The sequence below is a fragment of the Nitrosopumilus adriaticus genome, from assembly GCF_000956175.1.
GTDB classification, from domain to species: domain Archaea; phylum Thermoproteota; class Nitrososphaeria; order Nitrososphaerales; family Nitrosopumilaceae; genus Nitrosopumilus; species Nitrosopumilus adriaticus.
In genome coordinates this window covers 853,654-878,016 of the sequence record NZ_CP011070.1, presented here as the reverse complement: position 1 = coordinate 878,016, position 24,363 = coordinate 853,654, and the positions used below count along the sequence as shown (strand labels likewise).

The 24,363-nt window shown below is 33.6% G+C and carries 32 protein-coding genes; 14 read left to right on the top strand and 18 right to left on the bottom strand.

Features of this window, described 5'->3' with window-relative positions:
* Positions 1–22: 22 nt before the first annotated feature.
* Complete coding sequence (locus NADRNF5_RS05125; protein ID WP_048116072.1) at positions 23–358, bottom strand: hypothetical protein; 336 nt, start codon at positions 356–358, stop codon at positions 23–25.
* A gap of 107 nt (positions 359–465) precedes the next feature.
* Between NADRNF5_RS05125 and NADRNF5_RS05120 the strand changes: the two genes are divergently transcribed.
* Positions 466–1,527 carry a homospermidine biosynthesis protein gene (locus tag NADRNF5_RS05120; RefSeq protein WP_048116071.1) on the top strand — a complete coding sequence of 354 codons (1,062 nt, stop codon included), beginning with the start codon at positions 466–468 and terminating at the stop codon, positions 1,525–1,527.
* A 15-nt stretch (positions 1,528–1,542) separates the two neighbouring features.
* Here the strand turns inward: NADRNF5_RS05120 and NADRNF5_RS05115 are convergent, their stop codons facing one another.
* Positions 1,543–1,755, bottom strand: a complete 213-nt coding sequence (locus tag NADRNF5_RS05115; RefSeq protein ID WP_048116070.1) for a hypothetical protein — start codon at positions 1,753–1,755, stop codon at positions 1,543–1,545.
* A gap of 123 nt (positions 1,756–1,878) precedes the next feature.
* Between NADRNF5_RS05115 and NADRNF5_RS05110 the strand changes: the two genes are divergently transcribed.
* Complete coding sequence (locus NADRNF5_RS05110) at positions 1,879–2,190, top strand: 30S ribosomal protein S25 (protein ID WP_048116069.1); 312 nt, start codon at positions 1,879–1,881, stop codon at positions 2,188–2,190.
* Here the strand turns inward: NADRNF5_RS05110 and NADRNF5_RS05105 are convergent.
* Entirely contained in the window at positions 2,172–2,558 is a 387-nt protein-coding gene (locus tag NADRNF5_RS05105) for a cyclophilin-like fold protein (protein WP_048116068.1), read from the bottom strand. The two genes, NADRNF5_RS05110 and NADRNF5_RS05105, sit on opposite strands and share 19 nt — an antisense overlap.
* A 52-nt stretch (positions 2,559–2,610) precedes the next feature.
* Here NADRNF5_RS05105 and NADRNF5_RS05100 point away from each other — a divergent pair, with 52 nt between their 5' ends.
* Positions 2,611–3,114, top strand: a complete 504-nt coding sequence (locus NADRNF5_RS05100) for a DNA-directed RNA polymerase subunit K (RefSeq protein ID WP_048116067.1) — start codon at positions 2,611–2,613, stop codon at positions 3,112–3,114.
* A 51-nt stretch (positions 3,115–3,165) separates the two neighbouring features.
* Complete coding sequence (locus tag NADRNF5_RS05095) at positions 3,166–3,480, top strand: DNA-binding protein (RefSeq protein ID WP_048116066.1); 315 nt, start codon at positions 3,166–3,168, stop codon at positions 3,478–3,480.
* On the opposite strand, the gene NADRNF5_RS05090 is transcribed toward NADRNF5_RS05095, so the two are convergent.
* Positions 3,477–3,893 carry a transcriptional regulator gene (locus NADRNF5_RS05090; RefSeq protein WP_048116065.1) on the bottom strand — a complete coding sequence of 139 codons (417 nt, stop codon included), beginning with the start codon at positions 3,891–3,893 and terminating at the stop codon, positions 3,477–3,479. The two genes, NADRNF5_RS05095 and NADRNF5_RS05090, sit on opposite strands and share 4 nt — an antisense overlap.
* Positions 3,894–3,999: 106 nt before the next feature.
* Between NADRNF5_RS05090 and NADRNF5_RS05085 the strand changes: the two genes are divergently transcribed.
* Positions 4,000–4,944 carry an asparagine synthase C-terminal domain-containing protein gene (locus NADRNF5_RS05085; RefSeq protein ID WP_237089360.1) on the top strand — a complete coding sequence of 315 codons (945 nt, stop codon included), beginning with the start codon at positions 4,000–4,002 and terminating at the stop codon, positions 4,942–4,944.
* Here the strand turns inward: NADRNF5_RS05085 and NADRNF5_RS05080 are convergent.
* From NADRNF5_RS05080 to NADRNF5_RS05060, 5 genes are all read right to left on the bottom strand, one after another.
* Positions 4,941–5,087: a YHS domain-containing protein gene (locus NADRNF5_RS05080; RefSeq protein ID WP_048116064.1), complete on the bottom strand. Its 147-nt coding sequence runs from the start codon at positions 5,085–5,087 to the stop codon at positions 4,941–4,943. The two genes, NADRNF5_RS05085 and NADRNF5_RS05080, sit on opposite strands and share 4 nt — an antisense overlap.
* Positions 5,088–5,176: 89 nt before the next feature.
* On the bottom strand, positions 5,177–5,371 hold the full coding sequence (locus tag NADRNF5_RS05075; RefSeq protein WP_048116063.1) for a hypothetical protein: 195 nt from the start codon (positions 5,369–5,371) through the stop codon (positions 5,177–5,179).
* A 66-nt stretch (positions 5,372–5,437) separates the two neighbouring features.
* Positions 5,438–5,803, bottom strand: a complete 366-nt coding sequence (locus NADRNF5_RS05070; protein WP_048116062.1) for a DUF6659 family protein — start codon at positions 5,801–5,803, stop codon at positions 5,438–5,440.
* A gap of 67 nt (positions 5,804–5,870) precedes the next feature.
* A complete protein-coding gene (locus NADRNF5_RS05065; RefSeq protein WP_048119087.1) occupies positions 5,871–6,971 on the bottom strand; it encodes an aldo/keto reductase in 1,101 nt (366 codons plus the stop codon).
* A 38-nt stretch (positions 6,972–7,009) separates the two neighbouring features.
* Complete coding sequence (locus NADRNF5_RS05060; RefSeq protein ID WP_048116061.1) at positions 7,010–7,894, bottom strand: prenyltransferase; 885 nt, start codon at positions 7,892–7,894, stop codon at positions 7,010–7,012.
* A gap of 86 nt (positions 7,895–7,980) precedes the next feature.
* Here NADRNF5_RS05060 and NADRNF5_RS05055 point away from each other — a divergent pair, with 86 nt between their 5' ends.
* Positions 7,981–8,187 (top strand): hypothetical protein, encoded by a 207-nt coding sequence (locus NADRNF5_RS05055; protein ID WP_048116060.1) that lies wholly within the window; start codon positions 7,981–7,983, stop codon positions 8,185–8,187.
* Positions 8,188–8,191: 4 nt separating this feature from the next.
* Here the strand turns inward: NADRNF5_RS05055 and NADRNF5_RS05050 are convergent, their stop codons facing one another.
* Complete coding sequence (locus NADRNF5_RS05050; RefSeq protein ID WP_192828359.1) at positions 8,192–10,897, bottom strand: hypothetical protein; 2,706 nt, start codon at positions 10,895–10,897, stop codon at positions 8,192–8,194.
* Positions 10,898–10,960: 63 nt separating this feature from the next.
* Complete coding sequence (locus NADRNF5_RS05045; RefSeq protein WP_048116058.1) at positions 10,961–11,548, bottom strand: archaellin/type IV pilin N-terminal domain-containing protein; 588 nt, start codon at positions 11,546–11,548, stop codon at positions 10,961–10,963.
* 123 nt (positions 11,549–11,671) lie between these two features.
* On the opposite strand from NADRNF5_RS05045, the gene NADRNF5_RS05040 reads away from it, so the two are divergent.
* Positions 11,672–13,048 (top strand): hypothetical protein, encoded by a 1,377-nt coding sequence (locus NADRNF5_RS05040; RefSeq protein WP_048116057.1) that lies wholly within the window; start codon positions 11,672–11,674, stop codon positions 13,046–13,048.
* Positions 13,049–13,114: 66 nt separating this feature from the next.
* Here NADRNF5_RS05040 and NADRNF5_RS11570 read toward each other — a convergent pair whose 3' ends face one another.
* From NADRNF5_RS11570 to NADRNF5_RS05020, 4 genes are all read right to left on the bottom strand, one after another.
* Positions 13,115–14,815: a hypothetical protein gene (locus NADRNF5_RS11570; RefSeq protein ID WP_237089359.1), complete on the bottom strand. Its 1,701-nt coding sequence runs from the start codon at positions 14,813–14,815 to the stop codon at positions 13,115–13,117.
* Positions 14,816–14,892: 77 nt separating this feature from the next.
* Positions 14,893–15,549, bottom strand: coding sequence for a hypothetical protein (locus tag NADRNF5_RS05030; RefSeq protein WP_237089358.1), 657 nt, complete (start codon positions 15,547–15,549; stop codon positions 14,893–14,895).
* Between the two features lie 48 nt (positions 15,550–15,597).
* Positions 15,598–16,071, bottom strand: coding sequence for a hypothetical protein (locus NADRNF5_RS05025; protein WP_082052030.1), 474 nt, complete (start codon positions 16,069–16,071; stop codon positions 15,598–15,600).
* A gap of 53 nt (positions 16,072–16,124) precedes the next feature.
* Positions 16,125–17,279: a TackOD1 domain-containing metal-binding protein gene (locus NADRNF5_RS05020; RefSeq protein ID WP_048116053.1), complete on the bottom strand. Its 1,155-nt coding sequence runs from the start codon at positions 17,277–17,279 to the stop codon at positions 16,125–16,127.
* 87 nt (positions 17,280–17,366) lie between these two features.
* On the opposite strand from NADRNF5_RS05020, the gene NADRNF5_RS11565 reads away from it, so the two are divergent.
* From NADRNF5_RS11565 to NADRNF5_RS05000, 5 genes are all read left to right on the top strand, one after another.
* Complete coding sequence (locus NADRNF5_RS11565) at positions 17,367–17,882, top strand: hypothetical protein (RefSeq protein WP_237089357.1); 516 nt, start codon at positions 17,367–17,369, stop codon at positions 17,880–17,882.
* 20 nt (positions 17,883–17,902) lie between these two features.
* Positions 17,903–19,027, top strand: coding sequence for a type II/IV secretion system ATPase subunit (locus NADRNF5_RS05015; protein WP_237089356.1), 1,125 nt, complete (start codon positions 17,903–17,905; stop codon positions 19,025–19,027).
* Positions 19,028–19,038: 11 nt separating this feature from the next.
* A complete protein-coding gene (locus tag NADRNF5_RS05010) occupies positions 19,039–19,950 on the top strand; it encodes a type II secretion system F family protein (RefSeq protein ID WP_237089355.1) in 912 nt (303 codons plus the stop codon).
* A 5-nt stretch (positions 19,951–19,955) separates the two neighbouring features.
* A complete protein-coding gene (locus NADRNF5_RS05005; RefSeq protein WP_048116051.1) occupies positions 19,956–20,882 on the top strand; it encodes a type II secretion system F family protein in 927 nt (308 codons plus the stop codon).
* Positions 20,883–21,180: 298 nt separating this feature from the next.
* Positions 21,181–22,029: a TrmB family transcriptional regulator gene (locus NADRNF5_RS05000; RefSeq protein WP_048116050.1), complete on the top strand. Its 849-nt coding sequence runs from the start codon at positions 21,181–21,183 to the stop codon at positions 22,027–22,029.
* Here the strand turns inward: NADRNF5_RS05000 and NADRNF5_RS04995 are convergent, their stop codons facing one another.
* The gene (locus NADRNF5_RS04995; RefSeq protein WP_237089354.1) at positions 22,030–22,437 is read right to left on the bottom strand and encodes a DUF2203 domain-containing protein; all 408 of its coding nucleotides are present in this window, start codon (positions 22,435–22,437) and stop codon (positions 22,030–22,032) included.
* A 65-nt stretch (positions 22,438–22,502) separates the two neighbouring features.
* Here NADRNF5_RS04995 and NADRNF5_RS04990 point away from each other — a divergent pair, with 65 nt between their 5' ends.
* Both NADRNF5_RS04990 and NADRNF5_RS04985 read left to right on the top strand, forming a co-directional pair.
* A complete protein-coding gene (locus NADRNF5_RS04990; protein WP_048116048.1) occupies positions 22,503–22,781 on the top strand; it encodes a hypothetical protein in 279 nt (92 codons plus the stop codon).
* A complete protein-coding gene (locus tag NADRNF5_RS04985) occupies positions 22,778–23,176 on the top strand; it encodes a pyridoxamine 5'-phosphate oxidase family protein (protein WP_048116047.1) in 399 nt (132 codons plus the stop codon). Before NADRNF5_RS04990 ends, NADRNF5_RS04985 begins: the two co-directional genes overlap by 4 nt.
* Positions 23,177–23,195: 19 nt before the next feature.
* Here NADRNF5_RS04985 and NADRNF5_RS04980 read toward each other — a convergent pair whose 3' ends face one another.
* Together NADRNF5_RS04980 and NADRNF5_RS04975 are read right to left on the bottom strand one after the other, a co-directional pair.
* Entirely contained in the window at positions 23,196–23,585 is a 390-nt protein-coding gene (locus tag NADRNF5_RS04980; RefSeq protein ID WP_048116046.1) for a response regulator, read from the bottom strand.
* 103 nt (positions 23,586–23,688) lie between these two features.
* Positions 23,689–24,288, bottom strand: coding sequence for a hypothetical protein (locus NADRNF5_RS04975; RefSeq protein WP_048116045.1), 600 nt, complete (start codon positions 24,286–24,288; stop codon positions 23,689–23,691).
* Between the last annotated feature and the right edge of the window lie 75 nt (positions 24,289–24,363).

Below are 24,363 nucleotides of genomic sequence, written 5' to 3'. Positions count from 1 at the left end.
GAATACTCAGTAGGAATTTGAGTTAATCTAATTTTTCACGCAGACAAATTATTGAGCGCAATATCAAAGCAGATATGCCCAAGTTTGAAATCAAAAACTCTCTAGTTCTTTTCAAAGGATTATCTCCACGAAATCCTTCATCATAAATCATTTCCACTGAACCCTTGTCAGTCACTACAAAAGAGGTAATTAGAGAAAAAGTACCCAATTCAGTATCAATTCGTTCATTGTAAAGACGCAATTCCACCTTAGAAATTACAAACTCATCTTGAGTGAAATTTCCTGAAGACATTAAAATTTCTACATCATCTGGAGATTTGTCAACTCTTTGAGGGTCATGAAGATCAATTATTTTCATCCAGTATTATTTCAGATCATCACTAATTAAGTAATATTTGAATGAAAAACAATTCATATCACAGTCTTTCCGCAAGTATTATTTAGAATAAAAAATTATTTTTCAAAGTGGACCCACATGAATTTCATGGCAAAGACATTCCTCACATTAAACTAGATCCAAATATGACCATAGAGGATTTAGTCGAGGTTTATGCAAGTACAGGGTATAATGGACGACAGCTTGGAGATGCAGCTAAACTTTATGCCCAGATGATTGAAGAAGATGCCACAATTTGTCTTACAGTTTCTGGAGCAATGACACCTGTAGGTTTTGGTGGAATAATTAAAACATTAATTGAAAGAGGGTTTGTCGACTGGATAATTACAACTGGTGCGAATGTTTATCATGAAGATCATTTTGCATGGGGATTGCCAGTAAAACAAGGGAGTTTTGATGTAGATGATATGAAATTATACGAAAATGAAATTGTTAGAATTAGAGATGTATACATTAAATTTAATGAAACATTAGAGGCTGAAGATCAGTTAATTCAAAATATGTTTGGAGATGATTTCCCAGACAAGCCGTTTACAACTGCAGAGTTTTGTAATTTGATGGGAAAGATTAGTAAAGAAAAATCAAAGCATCCAGAAAAAAGTTTTGTCACGTCTGCATATGAATATGATGTTCCAGTCTACATATCTACAATAAAGGATTCGTCATTGGCCTTGAATTTAGCAGTCCACAGACTCAAAGACAAGATTTACAATTTAGATTTTGTAAGGGAGATAATAGAGCAGGCAGCAATTCTTTATGACTCAAAGAAATCAGGGATTTTAGAATTGGGTGGAGGAGTTCCAAAAAATACTGCTCAGCAAACAGGTCCATTATTAGACCAAATTCTAAAAAGGGCAGATGGAGGACAAGATTACATTATTCAAATCACTGATGCACGTCCGGATACCGGAGGATTGTCAGGTGCAACACTTCAAGAAGGAAAAAGCTGGGGCAAGGTTCAGGATGCCCATAACGGAATGGTTACAGTTTATGCTGATGCAACAATTGCATTTCCAATTCTTGCATTGTATGTATTGAGCAACCAAAAGAAAAGAGTGCCAAAGAGATTATACAAGAAATTAGACAAGCTATATGAGAAACTCAGAGAAGATTATTCTAAAAACCCTTAAAATTAATTCAGATAACTAAAATTTATCAAATCTTGCACGTTCAAGATCACGATCGTCTTTAGATTCTTTTTTCCATTCTTTATAGTGCTCTTTGCAAAGTACTGTTTTTTTACCAGTTGAGGTTACTCTCAGACCTGCATTTTCCACCTTTCCGGTGTTTAAGGAACGAGCACCATCTTGATCACATCCGTCAACATTGCATTTTGCGCCTTTAGATACAATTCCCATAATTACTGATAAGCAAGATGTTATTTATACTTGAAAATATTTCAAATTTTTTAAAAAAATCTATAAGAATCCCACACATCAAAGTTTTTCATCGTTTATAAGAGGAATATTTTTTCTAGATTTATGGGCGGAGCAAAAAAGCCAACAGCTGCAAACAAGGATAAGTCAGCTGGAAGCAAGGATACTAAAAAAAGTAAAAAAGACAAAGGCGAAAGTGGCCCAAAGAAAGCAGAGATTACAGTTCAAGTTAATGAGCAACAAGCGATGAAAATTATTCAAAATTCTAAAGTAGTTACAGTCCAAGACCTTGCAAGGCAAACAGGAGTTAAAATTTCTGCAGCAAATGCATTTCTAAAAAATTCTGCAATTAAAGGAACTGTGAAAAGAGTTGGTGGTTATTCAGGACATCATTTGTATCAAGCAGTCTCTTCATAGATACACAATACATCTCCAGATTTAACATTCTTTAGTGCATCAATATCACCACCTAATTTTCCAATTGGCGTCATTGTTTTTCCGGAAACAACGTCATTTAGGAAAAAACAGACACTTCCAGAAGACGATAAAAATGCCACATCTCCTTTTTTGAATTCAGATCTTGCCCTCTCTGTTCCAGAATCAATATTAGTTTCAAAATACAAAATACTTTTTCCTAAAAGATGAGCATTTCCTTCTAATGGTAAAGATCTCATGATTGTTCCAACGGTGCGGGGGGACAAATGACGTTTTAGATCACATGAAATTTTTGCTTTTCCTCGAATTTCTAAAATTAGTTGTTTTCTTGAAACAGAAGATGTACTCAATTCGTACTTTAAAATGATTAGATTATATAACGTTTTAAGAAAATTTTGTTACTTGTCTGATGTTAAAGAAGCCCCATTGGTAGATGTGCCTCAAACTGAAGAAGTTGTAGAAACGCTAGAAGACATACCAGAATCAAATGCCGGACTAAACAAAGCACTAGATACTTATCGAAAATTAATAGAGAAAAAAGGAGGCTTAGAACCATTAAGTGAAAAAGATCAAGAGAGCCTTGAAAAAAGAATCAAAGAGATTGAAAACAGAGAAGTTGTTGAAAAAGTTGAAGAACATGAACCAGAAGAAATTCCTTGTGAGAAAGGAAAAATTACAATTGGACCTCCAACACTTACAAGATTTGAAAAAGCAAGAATTATGGGTGCAAGAGCTTTACAACTATCATTAGGTGCACCACCATTCATTCCGATTCCAAAAACTGCAAGAATTTCATTAGATATTGCAATGGAGGAGCTAGAACAAAGAGTGATCCCAATTACAATTAGAAGGGTCCTTCCAAACGGAGATTTTCAAAATATACCAATTGATTACTTTGAAAAATGAATCATTGGTCGATAAAACTTAAAAGAACAAAAAATTGCTGATTGTTGAATAATGCTCATGGAAGAGACAACTGAACCGTATGGTCAAGAGCAGACCGAAAAGTCTGAGGGCACCATAATACACATCGGAAATGATCCTGTAATGCAATCAGCTATTGATGTATTATCAACATTAGGAAGTAAGCATCAAGTTATTTTAAAATCAAAAGGAAATTCAATCCCAAATGCAGTTGCAGTTGCAAATATTATTACTGAAAAAATGCTTAAAGGGAATTCTAAAATTCAAAAAATCATTCTAGACACAGCTGAAGCTCCTGGAATTGGAAGTATGACATCAACAATTGAAATTATTTTAAATAAAATCTAGTAAACGCTTCCAGGGCCTTTGAGAAGCATATTTTCACATTCTTTGCATACTTGCTCATCAATATTAGATTCAAGATTGTGATGTATCTCACAAATTAGCAGACTAGATTTAATATAATTACAAAGGCCTATGAATTTTGAAAGACTGGATGGAGTATATGCCATGTCAGATGAAAGACTATCACTGAGCTCATTAATCATTATCGCAACTTGTTCTTCTGCTAAAAGTTTTGCAATTAAAGATGGGTCACCTCTTGTTCCACGAATGTAATTACTGATAGCTGCTTGAGTTACTCCAAGCATTTTTGAAATTTCATCTTCTCGAATATTATGATCTTCTGCAAGCTTTTTGGCAAGTATTGCACGTAATGCTGGGATTAGAGTTTTAGATTCAATTTCAGCAGGAAGAAGCATTAATTCCCAAAAATCCTATAACATATTTTAAGTTTGCAATGAAATGCATGTTTAATCAAAGGAATTGAGTAGGCATAGATATTTTAATTTCAGAGCAAACTGAGTTATGTTGGATAATGCTTCCAAGGAACTCTACAAAGTTTTAGAAGAGTCATGTAATTCATGCAAATCTAATTTGATAGCACTATCAGGAGGGTTAGATAGTTCAATCATAGCATATTTCTTAAAAAATAGAAAACCTAATGCAATAGCAATTATTGCAGAAGATTTTGTTTCAACAGACCTAACATATTGTCAAAGAATAGCAAAGGAATTTGGTTTGAATCTTACTATTTATCAGGTAAAAACGGCCGAGATTCTTGAAGCAGTTGAAGAGACAATAAAGATTTTGAAAAATTTCAACGACATTGAAATTAGAAATAATGTTGTAATGTATCTTGCGATAAAATGGGCAAAAGATAATGGAGAAAAATCAATCATTACTGGAGATGGGGCAGATGAGTTATTTGCAGGGTATAGTTTTCTTGTAAACAAACCTGAAAATGAATTAGAAGCAGAAATTACTCGAGTTTGTTCGGTAATGCATTTTCCTACTCAAAAGATTGGAAAAGAAATTGGAATTGATATAGAATCACCATTTCTAAATGACAAAGTAATAGATCTAGCAAAAAAAATTCCAGCAGATATGAAAGTGAGAGATGAGGGCAAGCAGAGACATGGGAAATGGATACTTCGTAAAACATTTGAGAAATTTTTGCCTCAGCAAATAACATGGAGGGAAAAATCACCAATGCAAGATGGTTCAGGCACTGCTGGACTAACTGGTTTGTTTGAATCTATAATAAATGAAGAAAAATATGTAGAGAAAAAATTAACAACAGAGAAAGAAGACGAGGTAATCATCAGAAGTAGGGAGTCGATGCATTATTATGAAATTTACAAGAAATTATTCGGAGTTCCTGTAAAAAGCCCAGGTAACGCATGTCCCTATTGTAAACATGAAGTTAAAAATTCTAAATTCTGCAGAATGTGCGGTGCTTTTCCAATCTAGGTATTATTTTTGTATTTACGAGGTTTTTTGATAAAAATTCGTCTACAACCATTACAACAAAAATAGAATTTTTTTCCACCATATTCATGAAGTAATGCAAGCTCCTCATCAAGTTCAATTCCACATACAGGATCTACTGGCACAAAAATTGTCTTTTTAATTTCTATTTATAGATACAGTTAGAAATCCATCTTTGTGATGAATGAGAATAGTATTTATGATTCTGCCGTGATTATACCGTTATTTCTTTGAGCTGTGGTCTAATTTTAGATACAACATCAGATGTAATTCTCAAGATATGTTCTACATCAGATGGGGATAATTCTTTATTCCCACCATCAAAAGATCTTCGAGCGATTGAATTAATCTCAGAAGTTAATTCTGTAATTGCTAAATAATTTGTATCTAATTTACCATTTACTGCCATGTTAGTAACTATGAATTCCGATTGCTAATTAATAAGATCATAAATTCCCAAAAATGGAAATGGAATCTATGAATGAACTATCTCAAGAATTTTCTTAGGCAATATGCCATAATCAGAATCAGGTTCTGAGACTACATACAGAATATCATCATTAATCAGCACACTAATAGCTAAGGCACGTTCTCGTGAAGCCATAGCAAAATTTACGAGTCCCAATTGTTTATCAAATTCTTTTCTCATTTTTACACGTAAAGCCAATTCCATGAAAATCATTTCATCGTCTTTTTCACTTTCTAATGGTTCGACGTTCTCTCGCATTCCACCAGCAACCAATCTGCCTCTTTCATTAATGACACCTGCAAATCGAATTTTAGGATCAATCAACAATACAGATTCACATATTTTCGTATAATCATAAATCTTTGCAGACATGAATCTATTTCCTAACAATGGCTCATTTATTATTTTTCCATTAAATTTTTTGAAAATAGCATAGTAATCAAGAAGTTAGTTTTTTGACCAAGGCTAGGAATTCATCCTCAGAAATGGGAGGAATTTTCATAATTTCTAGATTTTCAGACACATGTTGAGATGATTTCTGCCCTACTAAAGGAGCCAAGACTCCAGGAGATGAGCGAATAAATTGTAATGCACGCAAAGATGGTTTGAGTTCGTTGAATTCAGGCATTACACCTGGAGCAAGTAATCGTCCTTGCATAAATGGGACACTAGTAAACACGCCAATTCCCAATGATGAGGATGCCTCCAAAATTGAAACTTGTTTGTCATTAATCATTTGGGTTTTTCCAAGAAGTGCTTGATCATAATGCATGTTAAAGGGCAATTGAATAAAACGAAAACCGTGATTTTCGCCACCAATTTTTTTAGCTAAATTTACAGTATCCTCAAGAGAAAGGTATTGAGGATTATCTTTTCCAACTCTAAAGCATTCCCATGTTGCCATACCATAGAATTTAATTTTCCCCTCATCGCGTTTTTGCTCATACAATTCAAAAACAGATTTTAAATTTTCTAAAAATTGCTCTTTTGAGACATCCTTTATTTGCCCCTCTACTGCATTATGCAGGTACATTAAATCAACACATTCCATGTTTAGATTTTTTAGACTACGGTCTAGTTGATCAGAAAGGTAGGGAAGTGTCATGCAGTGATACCCAGATGTGACGTCACCTTCTTTGATCACTCCTTTTTGAGAATACTCTTCTTTGACATATTCCCAAAAGCCTAATTGAACATCGGCATCATTTGTAACATAGCCATTTTTAGTACTTAGAAACAATTGGTCCCTAGAGATTTTTTCATCTTTAATTAATTCAGACACTGCTTTTCCAACAGAACGTTCTGCTTTTTGGGCACGATAATTAATTGCAGTATCTACAACATTAACACCAGATAAGATGGATTGTTTTACGGCATTTGTAACTAAATCATCAGTTTTTGAATCAGGATCTCCCAGATACGTTCCAATTCCAACATTTGAGAGAGTAAGATTTTCAAAATTCTTGAAATTTGCTTGATTTATACTCGAGTTTTGGGCAAATTTTTTGGTTCCCTCCTTAGTTGCAAATCCCGAAATCATGTTAATCATAAAGAACTGCTAAATTTATGTCTAAAGCGTCAAATGTCAATTAAGAAACTAGCCACAAACAGAGCACCAGTAATTCTACCAAATAATAAAGTAGAGGACATGTATGGCACTAAATCATCTACAGCGTCATAGTTTTTTTGCAATCCAAGGCCAGATTTCATCATTAAGGGAATACTCAGCAAACTAATCAAAGACAATAAAGGGAACAGAGTTGTCGAGACTCCAACAATTATTGCACAATATGATATTAGCGGAAAAACCCAAAACAAGTAGGATGCTTTTTTCTTTCCGACTGCTATAACCAGAGTTTTTCTACCTTTTGACTTGTCAGCATCATGATCTGGAAATGATGCAATGAATAAAACTAATGAAGATAAAGAACCAACAACAATTCCACCAAGTATTGACTCTATGTTGATTTGTCCTGATTGAATAAAAAATGTGCCAATAACAATCATTGAGCCCTTTACTGCTACAAAGAATTCACCTAATCCAGAATCAACAATTTTTGTAGAATAAAAATAGATAGACAGTATTGCAAATCCTAAAATTATTGCAATCAATATTCCATCTGTAAATACAAAGTATCCACCAATTAGTGAGCCAATAATTAAAAATGCAATGCCTGCACGATACACAGAGGATGGTTTGAGTAATCCTTCAGGCAATACACCAGTACCGCCACTCATTTTAGTTCGTTTAGTTTTAGTGTCAATTCCTCGCTTAAAATCCCAAAAATCATTTAGCAAGTCAACACTTGCATGAAGTGCCATCACTCCTGCAAAAGTCAATAACATATCGAGTAAATCTATTGAAGAATTTTGCCACCAATTAAGCGCCAGACCCACAGAAACTGCAATGACTGATGCAAGAAGGAATCTGATCCTAATTACTCGAAACCAAACAGAGAGCATAGAAATAGTCACAATTTTTCAGTATAATATTCATGAGTTTTCAGACTCATTATTGTTTATATGAAATAATATTATTAGATGAATTCATGATAATTGGTAGAATTTTAGAAAATGAAAAAAGAGTGAAATTCAACGTGGATATTCACTGTAGTAATTGCGGAATAATTGTTCCAGGAGGACTCCAAACAGGAGAATCTTATTTTGAAACAGATGAATTTAAAATAGAATTAAAAGAGTTTAAGCGAAATTATCTTTGTGGGGTCTGCAGAGACAAGAGAAGAGTTGACAAATAAAAGATCATATCTCTTCCTCCTCTTCCCAATCTTCTTCCAAGTCGGCTTTTGATTTCTTTAAGAACATAAAGACTACAACACCTATCATCAAAATTCCCCCAATTACAAGATAGACAATCCATTCAGGTAATTCCAGATCAATTCCTCCGAAGGTTTTATCCGGTGAATCAACATTTACAGTAAAGGAATCTTTTCCTTCAGCATATCCTTCAGCTGTTGCAATAATATCAAATGAAATGTTTGGTCCTTCAAATGCAGTTAAACTTACAATGGCACTGCCATCAGAGCTTGTCCTTACAACTTCGGGAGTAATCACTGCATTACCTTGTGTTATTATTTTTAACGAGGCACCAGATACTGCCTCAGCATTTTCATCGTCAACAAATAATCTAAATTCAACTGGATTGTCAGAAGGAATTTCATTATCTAATCCACCAGTAAAAACTTGCAATTGCATTTGAGATGAAGCAGTATTTACATGAAATGAAGTTCCATTAACGCCCTTAGCACTTGCAGAAATTATTGCACTACCCAAAGAACCAGTAGTTTTAATTGGGAATATTGCATACGAAGAACCTTGAGGGATTACAGCATCATCAATAATTTTAACGATTGAATCCTTTGAAGAGACAATTTTAGATTTTACATCAAATTTTGGAATAACAGGATTTCCTTGAAAATCAACTAGTTGGACAACGCCCATGTTTTGCTGATGGTTTGCATTAATTTTTTCTAGAGGTAAAGATACCAGCATTTGCGATGTTGGAAAAGTAACAAATGTTTTGCTACCTTCTAAATTTAAATTTGCATGTTCACCAATTGGTTCTACAGTAAGAGTAATTTTTGTTTCAGAATCTGAAATATTAAAAGAATCACTTCGTAATTGAGAAAAAGTGAATGTTGAGCCTTTATCAATTTCAATCAGCCCATTTGTAGGAGTTACCAAATATTTTCCAGCCTCCTTCAATATTTTTGGTCTTTCTTTTTCATCCAAAGCTATTAAAAACATATCAAAAAATCCATCACGATCAAAAATTATACTCTCTTCACCAGTAGGAGAAAACAATCGCACCTCCTTTTGTTCTAGGGTATTAATGACTTGAGAAGTAAATGAACCAGTACCCATCCCATTAATTGATGTAGATATTTTAACAGGTCCAGTTTTTTGCCCAGTAGAAATTTTTGCAGTTCCATAAGAATAAGAACTAATAATTTTACCACCATTCTCAATTGTAGCTAATTTCTCATCACTAGAAATAACATTGATTTTTTGGATAAATCCATCAGTATACAAATTTTCATTGGATTGGATAGGATAGAGTTCGCCATCAGTTAAACAATCAATTGTGTAGAGAACCATATCTTCAGGATCTAATTCAGTGTTACGAGTTATATCTTCAGAAGCAGATTCACCAGAGGAATCTTCATCAGATGCATCAAAACAATCAGGATGAATTTCAATTTTAGTTCCATCAGGCCTAATTCCATCATCATCTTCATCATCTTCAATTAATGATAATTGGTAAGTAAAAAATGCAGTAGCATTACTAGGTATTTTATCTAACCCAAAAACATTTACAGTTGTATCATAGTCTTTTTCATCAAAATGATGATTACCTAGACGTTGATTTTGATCCATTTCCATAGATTCACCAACCGTACGGAAAGTGTCTGTTGCAGTACCAAGACCAGGAGAGCTAACACCAATTAAAATATCATTTGTGAGTAAATTTTGCAAACTATATTTTTGTTGAAGAAGATAACCAAATTGATCTTTTTTAATTTTCGGTTTTTCAGATTTTCCAAATTTATCTAAATTGTCACCAATTGGATATTGTTCACTAGAAAAAAAATCAAGCGGGATATCATTTGGAGTTTTGGTAGGATTTCCATCTGAGTCAACCACACTAACAAAAATATTCAGAGTTCTATCAATTTCTGCAGGTATTAGTTTTGGAAAGATTGTTAATTTTAATCCACTAGGCAAGGTAGATGAAATTTGAATGCTTTTCGCAACATCAAGACCAGAATCTTCATGAATGGCACGGAGGAATGTATTGCCAACTTTATCATGAGCTTGTAAAATCCCCCATGCATAATATTCGCCTTTGTGAATTGTCAATACTTTAGTATCGCTAGAAGCTAGAAGACCATCATATTCTAAAATAATATCAACGTCATAAGGAGCACGAATGTTAATACCATCTAAAGTTTTTAAAAATACAGTAAATGGCATTTCAGAATTAACATGCATTTTATTTGTTGGGAGATTTAGTTCTAAAATTAAATCATCAGGAAGATATGTTTCATCAGTTCCTACTTCAATTTTTTGAAAGGTGATTTTTCCATTAAGATTAGCAGTGATTGTAGTAGTCCCTGATTTTTCGGTGGTACGTATAGGAAAAGATACAAATTCCTCGTTTGCTTTTAAAATAATTTTATTGGGAACAGATACTATAGAAGGATCATCAGAACTCAAACTAACAGGTACGTCATAAGATGAGGTTATAGGAACACCATGTTTACTTAAAACAAAAAGATATCCTATTTCATGCTCAGCAACACCACTTTCTAAGTGAGACGGAGATATTGCTAATTTGATAGAATAATCAGATAGAGCTTCTAAATTTTGTCCAGATACAGAATGTATGTTTCCTCCCATTAAGAAAGATACAGCCAGTAAGAAAAGAAGGGGTTTTTTTGCAATCATTTTTTTCTCCATTTTTCAGTTTTTACTCCGTTTTTTTTTCGTAAAAAGGAAAAAAGGGTGGAGTTATCCACTTTGCTGACCAGCTACTATAGTTCCCACAAAGACGGCGCCGTTTGCAGTTGATAATTTCAACTGAGTATCTCTACCATTTTTGATATTTTCGTCAAGCTGCAGAATAATTGATACCTGTTGTCCAGGCTGAATTTCTGGTGACGATGTAGTCAAAATGGTACCTGGACCTCTTGTAAGGATTTGGTAATCACCGGTAGTTGGAGCAATATTAGTGTAGTTGTAGACAGTACCGCCAAATCGTACTTCACCTAGCGTAAGCTTGCCTACACTATTACTTTGTATGTAGATTACTACATTTTCATCTACTACAAGTCCATTGCCTGCAGTGTTTCCTGCAGAAAATGTTGTACCATCATGGTTTAACAAATCAACACCATCTGAAGCATCATAACCAGTGAACTTTATTGATTCGATGTTGGGTGAACCACTAATTTGTGCAGAACTAAAGAATCCTTGTGAAAACACAAAGACAATACTTCCACCTACTACGGCAATTGCTACCAAAAGAAGTGTTGCTATAACTGGAGCAACTGCTCTTCTTGAAGTCAACTTGTTTTGTTTTGACTGTAGTTTTGTCATTCTAAAGTTATTAAAAGCGAAAGAGATGTTAAAGCAATTTGTGTTCAAACAACACAGCAGCTTCAAATGTTGTTCAAACATTACAACATCCCTGATTTGTAGTCATGAAAATATGTCAAGGCAATGACAAAATTAAAGACGACTTTGACAATCTCAGCAATTGCATCAATTTTGATAATTGGTGGATTTGTAACAGCAACTCCAAATGCATTTTCAACATATGGCGGCAATTATGATGATGATGATTGTGATCACGGATATTATGGATATAATTATGATGATGATTGTGGTGAAGATGTTCCAAAAGATCCATGTGATTGTGAGAAACCAGACACACTAAAGTTCAAATTTTCTACCCCAAGTTCAGAGATAGACAGTGAATTTAGAATTGAAATTTATAAGAAAATCAATTACATAGGCAATGAAGACAAAAAATTAACAAGTATTGTAGATGTTACCAATATGGGGGATTATCAAATTGAATCATCCAGTTTTGGTAAAGAAAAGTTAAATTCAAACACAGTCTTTGCAATTTACAAAATAGTAGAAAATGATGACGATGATCTAGTTTCATCAATTGAAATACACACATCATGTTCACAGGATCTATACATCGGACAAACAGAAAGTGATAATGGGTATTCTCTAGAAATCACAGACGGTTTGAAAGATGGTAAAACATCAATTTCGGCATCAAATCCTCTCACATGTGGGGATGATCCAGAACCTGAAAAAACAGGGATGATTGTGATTAGAAATGCACTTACAAAAGACAATGGCGGAAAAGCCATGTTAGAAGATTTCTCATACAAAGTAACTGATGAATTAGGTGCTACATTTGATTTGGTTCAAGATTCACTGGATCCATCCATACATTCTGTAGAAGTTCCTAAGGGAGATTACAAATTAAGTCAAATAATTGCATCAACAGTCACTGAATCATATTCCGAAGTTCTCATTTCAGGAGACAAGAAATGCCCAGCAACAACTAATGAATCATTTATGATTAAAAAAGACAAAACTGTCTCATGTACAATCTATAATGATGACAATGGGGATGGTTCAGGCGGACCAGGCGGCATAGTCTTCCAAAATAATTCAATGGAAATTGAAATTGACGGAGACGGTGTAGGTCTACCAACAAAAGATAGTTGTGATAATTATGTAGATGGAATCAAAACAGAGCCATGTATAGAGATGATGGGAACAGAAGGAAACATCGGAATTGTCGATTCGGAACTTAGTTCAACTACTACAATTGTCTTATTTAGTGTAGTAGAAGAAACGCTTGATCCACTTATTGGGGCTGAGAATGCAGAATGCACGCTAGAGAGAATAATACCTCACAACAGTGAATCGGAATTCCTATATGATGATGAGGACATGCCACCAGAAGATCCAACAGATAATCTAATGGTATTCCTTGGATGTGCAGAACTTAACGCTGGCAAAGTCTACAAAATCAATTATGTTATGATTGATCCAACTATGGGTCAATAACATCATTTTTTCTTTTTTTTCTCAGAATAAAAACAAAGTAATTTTATAAATCACTTTAAGAAATATTCAAGGAATTACTTGTAATACTATTTCAGCTAATGGACCAATAGCAACATCCCCACTACTAATCCCATCTGCTAGAACATACATGACATATAGTTGTGTAGAAGTAACAGTTGGAGCAGTTACTTGAAATTCTATAGTTTGAGTATCTGCAGTACTAGATATATCAGAATTTAGCACTCCAACTATTTGTGAAGAGCCATCTGCAAATGTTTCAATAGGATCCATTGTGAATCCAGGAGCGTTGATTATGGAAGGAGAGGTCCAACCTTTAGGGACGTTGATTATCAATCTAGAATCTGTTGCTTGAATTACATGACTAAGATTATCATCAAAATCAGTCAAAGTGGCATTTAGTTTAACTACACTCCCACTAGATATGCTGTCAATACTTGAAAGAATATTTGCATTACTAGAAGACCCTGGAACATCTGTAAGATACACATTTGGTAATGTCGTAGATCCTTCATTATATGATGTCCCGTATCCTGATTTTCCAAATTGTCCTAATGTAGTATAGACACTAACATCAACAGGGACGGTTTCAAGGAAATCCCCACTACTGCCAATGAAACCAGGTTCAACTAGAGCTAAAAACGGAACAGTCGATAAACCAGGAACAGAAACAGGACTACTGAGACTTTTCCACATTAATTGATTAGGCATAGGACAACTCCATGTCCCACCCAAGCTTAAATCAACATGTTCTGCTTGACAAGCATTACCGTTGTTATCAGTAAAAATTTCATCACCGCCAGTATATCTTGTAGATGTTGCAGTGATCACAATTTTACTGACTTCAAGATCTTTTTCAATAGGATTAACAACGTTAATTCCCCATACGCCTTGTTGTCCAGATTCACCAAAAGGAGCAGGCATTACAATGAACAGTTCAGGTTTTGCCAGAAGATCTTGTGTCAGAACAATTAATTCCTCAGACGTTGAATTTGCACTATCCCGCAATACACTTTTGTCAGATGCAATATTGCTCTGAATTAAATTATTATTTACATCCAATCCAGTTGCAAAATTTGAAAAATCAATACTAGTATCGGCAGTCCCATCAATATTATAATCCCACAAAAACAAAAAAGATTCACCAGGAATCAAATCAACTGAAGGAAGATTAGGACCAGAAGTTCCAACAACGACTCCTGAAGGATTAACAGATATGTTTGAAGGTGCAACATCATTAATTTTTAATTGTCCAGTATTTGTCACAACCATTGCAATTGTTACATTTTGTCCCAAAATTACATCAGGCGGATCAGTTACAAGAACAGAACGTAAATTATTAACTGAAGAACCGCCAGGTCCTACAACTAATTCTGCAATTTCAATAGTACCCAAAGAAGACATAACTTTGATATCATACGAATCAGGGATCATGTAGAGTGTTTGAGAAGCAAGTATTGATGAAGGAATTCCACCCGTAACAAAAGAGTCATCATAGTTTACAGTATAACGAGTGGCAGGTTGAGTAGCAAGAGTTTTGTTAATAATCCAAAAACTAGAGATTTCAACTGGATTTTGACCAAAATTAGTCACAGAAATATCTAATTTGTTGCTAGAATCAGTAGATACGGCAATTCCAAATCGTTCTTGTTGTTTTTTTAGCTCAACATCTGAAACTATTCTCTGTGTTGTAACAATATCAGTTTGAGCATCCAATGCCAAACTCAAAACTGAGAAACCAGCAACCATCAATACTGTAAAGAATAATGCTCCAACAACAGAGGAAAGACCACGTCTATTTTTTGCAAAATTCTTTAATTGGAATTTTATTGTGCACCACCACTTTCAAGTAAAAATTCCACAGGTTGAATTTGTCCCGAATTTAAAAGCAATCTAATCCCTTTATTCAATTGAATATCAGTTCCAACAGAATCTAATTTTACAAGAAGGTTTACTGTTTGCCCACTTTGAATTTCAGTATTTTCATTTTGAATAATTGGTCCTACGGTAACAGGTAAAATTGAAAACATTCCGTCTGCAGGATATTTGCCGTTGATTAATGGGATAGTAGTATCTAACATAACACCAGATGTAGAAATATCCCAAGAGTAGCGTTGGCCATTTATAGAAAGATGTTCTAGAAAAATTGAATTAAGATTATTATTTTGAATTTGAATGACAATAAATTCTGTACCATCATTAGCAGGAATATTATTTGGGTTACTACTGCACCCAGAACGGCACAAAAGGGAATCATATTTGTTATCAACATCAGTCAATGTCAGTAATCCTGAAGAATCCCGAGTATCATATGCTAAAAGCAAAATATTCAAAGACGATGCCTCAAGAGTTGAGGTAGTACCTAAATTTCCAGAAAGAAATGCATCATTCATAAAATAAGTTAATGTGCTAGCACCAGTAACAGTTACAGCCATTAACATCATCGTACTGATAATATCAGTAATTCCCCGTCTATTTTTCAATCGAGAATTTTTTTTCTGTGTACTAGAATGATTTTTTGATGTCATTTTTTATGTATTAAATGGACTAGCTACAGTTGTGAAGAAATTTCCCCTAGTAGTTGTTAATGATATCCTATATTCAGAATTGACATAGGCAGGATCATTCCATGTTCCAGAACCTTGAGCCAATATAATTTGAGTGTCATCAATTAGATCCAAAATTATTTGCTGATTGTCTTTTAGCTGAATAGTTTGATCTAGATCTACCCAATTCGTAATAATTTCCTGATTATCAATATTTATGATAGTAATACTGGCAATAGTAGATTCAACAGAGCCAATATTTGCCAAATCAATTTCTAAATTATCCGTATTAGGCTCAAATCGGACATGCTCAAATACCAAATCTTCACGATGAATTTGATTTTTTGAGGCCTCATGGAAAGAAAGATCATATGTAAAAGCACTAATGCTATTCATCCCATTAAATAAAATCACGGAACCTACGGAGCTAACAATTCCCAATATCACCACACTACCCATTACTTGACTGACTGCTCTACGATTTTTTAAGAAATGATTTGAAAAGACATTTTTCACTTTTTGCCACCATTCTCAGAATACCAATCAGAAACAAATTTTTCTACTCGTGTAATAATTTGAGAGAAATCAGATTCAGCAATTAAATGAATTCCATAATGTTTTGCAAGACTTTCAACACCGTCATTAATTCCAGATACTGTCAAGAGCAATGTCTTTGTTGGATCAATGTCAAGTTTGGGAACTAATATAGAATTCATATCGGACTGATTAATTCCATCAGATTGATTTTTTATAAAGATCAGTATTGATTCACCAGTAATATTGCTTTTTCCATAAATTGGAATTTCATGGACATTATTGCTCTTACCCTTTATCTGAATATTGAGATTTGCATCAAAGTTGAATCCCTGTAATAATTTTAGCAAATCATCTTTGATTTGATTAGTATCAGAATTGATTGAAGATTCAGAATTTTTTAATTTATAGCAATATGTTGGAACAAATTGTCCAGAATTTGTATCAAAATCATGCTCGTATTTTCTGCAGTGTAATTTGATTACAGCGTTATCAAATTTTTCAACACAATCAATGCATTGATACCACATTGCGGGAACACGTATTTCTTTTTCAAAATTTTTAATTGATTTCTTGCAAGATGGGCAACGTGAGTTTTCAGGATCTGTAAAATCAAAATTTGTGTTTTCTGTGATATACCCACATATTTTATGTTCAAACAGATTTAGTTTTTCAACATTCAATGAATGGCATTTTGGGCAATAAAGACGAACACTAGATGAATGAGTATCAGGATGAATTGGGCAAACAATTAATTTTTCATAGATATTTTTCTCTAAAATTCCATCAGAAACTAAATCATCCAGACATGTAATGTTGTCCTGAACTTCTCCAATTTTTGAAAGAATTGGATAAAAAATCAGACCCTCGTTGTAATCAACAAATGGAGTTATCGTCCTATCTTTGAGTTTTTGAACTTCTTGAATTAATTTGACTGCCTTACTGGTTGATGGTTTTGGAGAATCAGAATCATCAATTCTAGTAGATTCTTCAATTAATTTTTCTATTTTAGGCTCAATTTTTGCTTCATTTGAGTTTCCCTTGAAAATTGAAGATATGTTATCTAGACCAACTATTTTGTGACCCGATTTTGATTCGAGTTTAGAATTTTCATTATTTTTTTTCCTAAACAATTTTTTTCACCTCATAAAGTATGAACATATCAGACATCACAGTTGTTTTCTTAAGCAGATGAGCAGTAAAAGGAAAATGCTGTTCATATGAACGAACATGCGTTAAAACGCATCAGAGATGTATTAAACCTGAAATTGAGGCTAAACATATTCAAAGAAAAGTTATCAGGATTGCAAAAATTACAGGCTGAACCTAAAGAAATAATCAAGCATGATAAAAATAAAAATGAAACAGATTCTAAAAATGAAGAAAAAGATACAAAAATCCCTCAATTCATGACCTTATCGAAATTAGAATGGGACAATAATGAGATACATGCAGGAATTATTAAAGATCCGACAGCTAAAGGAGGTTTAAGATATCAAGTAATTGAGCCGATATTATCTGAAAGAGATCAAAAGGCATTTGAAATTATTAAAAAATTATTAATGACAGAGCTAACAGTATCACTTCAAGATATTAAATCAAAAAAAGATGCAGAGAGGAGATTAAAAAAGAAAATTTCGTCAATGATTAAAAAATACAGATTAAATATTCCAAAAAAAATATTTCAAAAATTAATTATTATGCAATTAGGGATTTTGTTCATCTTGGAAAAATAGAGCCATTGATGAGAGACCATATGATTGAAGAAATCAGTTGTGATGGGACAAACATTCCAATCTACATATGGCACAGAGAACATGAATCAATGCCGACAAACATCATCTTTGAAAAAGATGCAGAGCTAAACAATTTTTCAAGAAAAATGGCATACATTTGTGGAAAACATGTCTCTATGGCAGACCCAATTATTGATGCATCACTTCCAAATGGAAGTAGAATTAACCTCACACTTGGACATGAAATTACCAAGCGAGGTAGCACATTCACAATAAGAAGATTCAGAGCAGATCCGATAACAATTATTGATTTGATAAAATTTGGGACAATTTCGATAGATATTGCAGCATTCATGTGGTATTTGGCAGAGAAAAAATCAACAATGCTTATTGCTGGAGGAACTGCCAGTGGCAAAACAACCGCACTAAACGCTCTAGCCTCATTTATCAAGCCTGGAGAAAAGGTAGTCAGTATAGAGGACACACAGGAACTAAATCTGCCCCATGAGAACTGGATTCCGGCTGTATCACGTCAAAATTTTACAGATACACAGATTGGGGAAATTAATCAATTTGATCTTCTAAGGGCAGCCCTCAGACAAAGACCAGATATCATAATTGTGGGAGAAACAAGAGGGCGAGAGGCATACACATTATTTCAGGCTATGGCGACAGGTCACGGGGGATTTTCATCAATTCACGCAGATTCTGTTGATGCAACACTCACCAGATTAACATCATCTCCCATGGATGTTCCAAAAGCACTAATTGCAAACAGCCTTGATCTAATCACACTTCAATTAAAAATCAGAGTAGGTAACAAATCAGCTAGAAGGATTATTCATGTTTCAGAAATAGATGGAATTCATGAAACAACTGGAGAAATTAGAACGCATGAAATTTTCAAATGGAATCCAAAAACAGATACCCATGATTATTTGGGAAATAGTGTAATTTTTAGAAAACTCAAAGAACGAGATGGCGATAGTGAAGAAAAAATCAATTATGAATTGACAAAAAGAAGATTAGCGTTAGAATGGATGGTTAAAAATGATATTCGTGATCATAAAGAAGTAACTGCAAATGTAATGGAGTATTATGCAGATCCAGAAAGATTCTATGAAAGAAAAAGACTGGAGGTGTAATTATGAATGTAATGGGGAAAAAACAAAAAAAGAATGATGAAGAATCAGTTGGTCAAATTCATGTGTATAGTTACAAATTACTAAATGAGCATGTAAAATTTTTACATCCAAAATTAAAATCACTAGATAAATCAATCAAGCAAGCCATGATGCCAATTCCATTTGAAGTGTATGTTTCAAGTATGGTTTTCTTTAGTTTGATTGCCGGCATATGTGGGGCAGTTTTTGCATTAATTGTAGCGCAATTTATCAATATACAGCCAGCAAGTCTGAGTATTCTACTTCCAGTATTAGCAGGATTCATGTTATTTGGAATCACATTTGGAATACTACAAGTGATTCCCAAAATCAGAGTAACAAATAGATCTTCAAAACTCGTAGAGGAGATACCCCATTTTATTGGGTATATGTCAACATTAGCAACAAGTGGTCTCACACTAGAGGGAATTTTCAAGGCAATAGCAAAAGAGGAGACAGAAGAGGACATTGTCAAAGATGCCAGATTCATTGTAAGAAATATCGATATTTTAGGAATGGATTTGATTAGCGCAATTAAAGATTTGATTCATAGGACTCCTACAGGACCATATTCGGAATTACTTGAAGGCGCAGTAGTTACTGTTCAATCAGGAGGGGATCTCAAAGAATATTTTAATGCGACTGCAAAAGTTCAGCTTGAAGAAAAAAAGATGCTAATGCAAAAAACTACCGAATCATTAGGTAGTGTTGCAGAAATTTACACAATTTTACTAATTGTATTTCCATTACTTGCAGTAATCATGCTATCAATTATGGGAATAATGAGCCCTAGTCTTGCAGGATTTGATTTGATAACACTAATGAATATTCTAACATTTGCAGTAATTCCGCTTAGCGGAGTTTTGATGCTAGTCATGATGGATACAATGGTACCAAAGAGGTAAAGAAAATGGAAAGAGTTCAAAGCAAACAAAAAAGAAAAATAAAAAAACGACGAGTAGCAAAAATCGAACCAAAAGAATCAATCTTAAAAAACGAGATTCTAAAAACTGCCGTATTTTCAATTATTGCATCAATTAGTGTAATTTCTATGAGTTTTTATTTTTCAGAATATTCAGATTCAACTACAATCAGAGATGTTGGATTAATTTTTGGAATACTAGTAGGAATTATTCCCTTAACTGTGCACCAGCTAAAAGAGGTGCAAAGAAGAGACAGTATTGATAGAAATTTACCAGTTTTTTTACTTGCACTTCTAAGCTCTGTCCAAAGTGGGGCAAATTTAATCAAGGCAATAGAGCAAGCAGGAGAAAGAAATCTAGGAGCATTAACTCCTGAATTAAAAAATCTCAGAGCAAACATAAGCTGGGGAACTCCAATCGAGGATGCATTTGAGAATTTTGCAGAAAGAACGGGGACTAGGGTTTCACGACGTGTGACAGTATTACTTGAGATGGCAATGAAGATTGGGGGGGATGTATCTGAAAATCTGGAAATGATTCAAAAACACGTCTCAGATATGCAAAATATTGAAAAGAGTAGAAAATCAGCCCTTCAGCCATACACATATACAATTTACATTTCGTTTGCAGTATTTCTCGCAGTAGCAGTTTTGTTAACTACTAGTTTTTTCACAGAAATAGAAAAAGTTCAGGAAGGATTACTGGCATCAGGAAGTGGCACACAGGGATTATTTGGCTCTCTTGCAAGCATGGAGATTGAAAAATTAGAATCAGCATTATTTAACATGGCAATAATCGAAGCAGTATTTGGAGGTCTTGCGGCAGGCAAGATTGGCTCGGGTTCTTACGTGGCTGGAACAAAGCATGTGGTAGCAATGATTGTCATTTCAGTAATTGCATTTAATGTAATCTAGTTTTCACATCAGACATTTATTAAAAAAAATTGTCAGATAATGAAATGACATATTGGTAAAAATCAGAAAAAAATGTTCAAAAAAATGAACATCAGAAAAAATTGTTGTAATAACAAAACAACATATTTTGTTTTTTGTGTGTACTATCGCACAAACAGAGCCTTTAGTTCTATTATGATCTAAATTTTTTATCGATGATGAGGGGAAAATATTTTGTAAAGCATAGGAGTTCTGCGAAAATACTAAATGCAATTACACAAAACGAGTCTAGGTTGTTAGAGATGGGAGAAATAAGGGGATGTCTTACCAAGATCAAGTAAGTAGAATTGCAACAGAGCTTGAAGAGATTTTAGATCTCGATGACTTGGAGGCGAAGGTTTACCTTAATTTACTCAGAGCAGGCCCAATAACCGCAAGCGCACTTGCAAAAGAGCTCGATATTGACAGAGCAAGAATGTACAGAACAGTCGATAGACTTGTAAGTAGAAATATTATTTCAACCACATTATCTAGTCCCAAATTATGTATTGCATCAGATCCTCATGATGCATTAAAAATTGCACTAAGCAAAAAAGAAGACGAAGTAAATAAAATCAAAAAACTAGGAGAGGCAATTATTGATAAAATTAATGATGAAATTACATCTAACCAAATCAACACTGTTCCTACATTCAGAGTTGTTCAAGGAAGACAAAACATCTATGCAGATATTGCACAATTAATTGAAAATTCTGTAGATACGATTTACATAGCAACAACTTTGGATGATGTTTCAAGAATGTACCACAGCACAATCCCAGAAAAAATTAGCATTTGTGAAAAGAATGGAGGAACAGTGAGATTGCTAGTAGACATGAATGATCCAAAACTAGCACCTTTTGTAAAAAGATTCAATGCCACTGAAACTAAAATTGGCAAGCTTCCATCAAAGGGAAGAATCATAGTTCAAAAAGATAAAAAAATGATAATGTCTGATCATGCCGCATCATCTCAACATTCAGGATCTGATTCGGACTTTTCGTTATGTACAAATTCTAATGAAATGGTAGATAACATCTTCACATTATGCTCATTCTTGTGGGACTCATCAAAGCCACTCAAAACAATTGATGTCAAAAATTTTATCAAAAAAGCAAGTGAGGAATAGTCAGACTAGAGACTCGTCGTTTACTTCAATTGGTTTTCTACCCATAAAACCAGAATCTTTTTCGTGCCAGAATTTTATTTCTGTTTCACCATATTTCCAACACAGCCAAACCTCCTCATCAAATCGCTTTGAGGGAAAATCAAGTAAACCCTGCTCTATACTTTTAACAGAAACTCCAGTGTTTTCCAGGATTTCTACTGCTTCATAGAATTTTGTAACTGCTGAATTTAATTTCTGCTTTAATGTGATAAATTCTTCAAATGAGTTTGTAGTGGAAAGACTCATCTGAATTTGTTGCTCTAATTTTGATACTTCATTCTTTTTGGAAAGCGCATATTCAAATTTTTTAATTACATCAGGAAGTGCAGCATTTGCCTCATTTGTTGTAAAAAGTGAGAACATATTCATTTTCAGTAAGGCGGGATTAAAAATCTTAGGCACAAATTTATTAAGAATTCCATAAGAAATTGTGCATGAGTGAAGATCCATTTGAAGAAATTATCATCCAAGTAATTAACGGTGCAGTATCTACGATTCCAGCTTATCTTGAGGACATTAATGAAAACAAGGATACACTAAAGGTTGAAAACCCCCGAGAATTTGTATATGGAATAGTAATGGGAATGGCACTTGGAATGGGCGGTGCTATACTTAGTGCACAAAAAGAGGCACCTACTCCAGAGGATCAGATGAAAATTAGAGACATCGTATACAAACACATACCAGAGATAAGAGAACGAATTTTCAATTGATAGAATTTAATCAAAAAGAGATAGATTTTCTAGAATCACTAGAAGAAGCAAGAATAGCAACTTCACATAAGAATATTCCACATGTAAAACCAGTATCATTTATTTTTCATGAAAATAATATTTTAGTTGCCACAGATTACAATACTAGAACATTTTCAAACATTAAAGATAATCCAAAAATAGGAATTGTAATTGACATATACCAATCAGGGAATCATAAAGCAATTTGTATTCAAGGGAAGGTAGAAATTGTTGAAAATGGATCAGAGTTTAAAAAATATTATGATATTTTTCACAAGAAATTTGAATGGGTTAGAGAGGATCCATGGGACGAAAATGAGGCTCCATTTTTGAAGATTATTCCAAACAACAAAGTATCTTGGGGATTAAAATAAAATTTCAAACAAAGTTTGTTTATTGATAGATTGAAACAGTATCGTTAAGGGATTCAATGATTTTACCAATTTTTTTAATATCAAAAGGCTTGTAAACAATTTCAGTGACACCATTTTCTTTTAATTGTTTTTCAATATCACCGGAAGTACTACCTGTTACAATCACCACATTTGCAGATGAGTCAATTTCTTTGATTTCTTTTAGTGCCTGAATTCCATTTAATTTTGGCATTTCCACATCCAGGAAAACAACGTCAGGGTTATGTTTTTCATAAAGTTTTATCGCATCAAGTCCATTATGACCGGTAGCTAGAACAGTTAATCCCTGGAGAGACATCAATTCAGAAAATAGTTCAGTGATTTGAACATCATCATCTACAATAATACATGTTTGAACGGTCAATCCCATATTTGGTATTGATAAACTAAGTAATAAGGTATTCTTTTATTACTATGCGTAATTTATAACACAAATTAACAATATGAGAAAATTTTAGATGAAATGATTATTTTTAAACTGATTGAAGAATGGGGCTACGCAGTTGTTCAGATTTAGAAAATTGAACATCAATAGTCATTTTTGATTTTTCGATGTTAATCTTTAGATTATTAAAGATGCACAAATATTCACTAATTTTTTTATTATCGATTTCAATATGACCAGTTTTCAACAATAGCCCTTCATCAATTAAATTATTTATTTTTCTATAGCCTGATGTTCGGGGCAAATTACAATCTTTTAAAATATCATTAATAATTTTTGGTGTTTCAGAAACAGATTCAAGAATTTTTCTTTTATCCATATCACCATAGGCTTCAAGGATAATGGAATTTACATATTCGTCAGATAATGAATACCAAGGATCATTGGATTTTTTGGATTTAATTACAAATATCTTTTCAAACATTTTACGTTCAATTGCATCTGCACCTTTGCCAAAAAATTCACGCAGTACTAAATCTAAGGAATGAAATTCTTCCACAGATTGGGAAAGAGAAAGCCCAAATTTCTCAAATAGTCTGTTTTCAATCTTTTGAATTGTCTTAGAACCAAGATCTTTTTTAATAATTTCAATAAGGGATCTTGAAAACAGATGTTCTGTTCCTGACATTAAAAATATGATAGTATTACTAGCATATTAGGTTTTTTAGGAATTAATTTTCAGATTAGCCAGTTCCAAATCTGG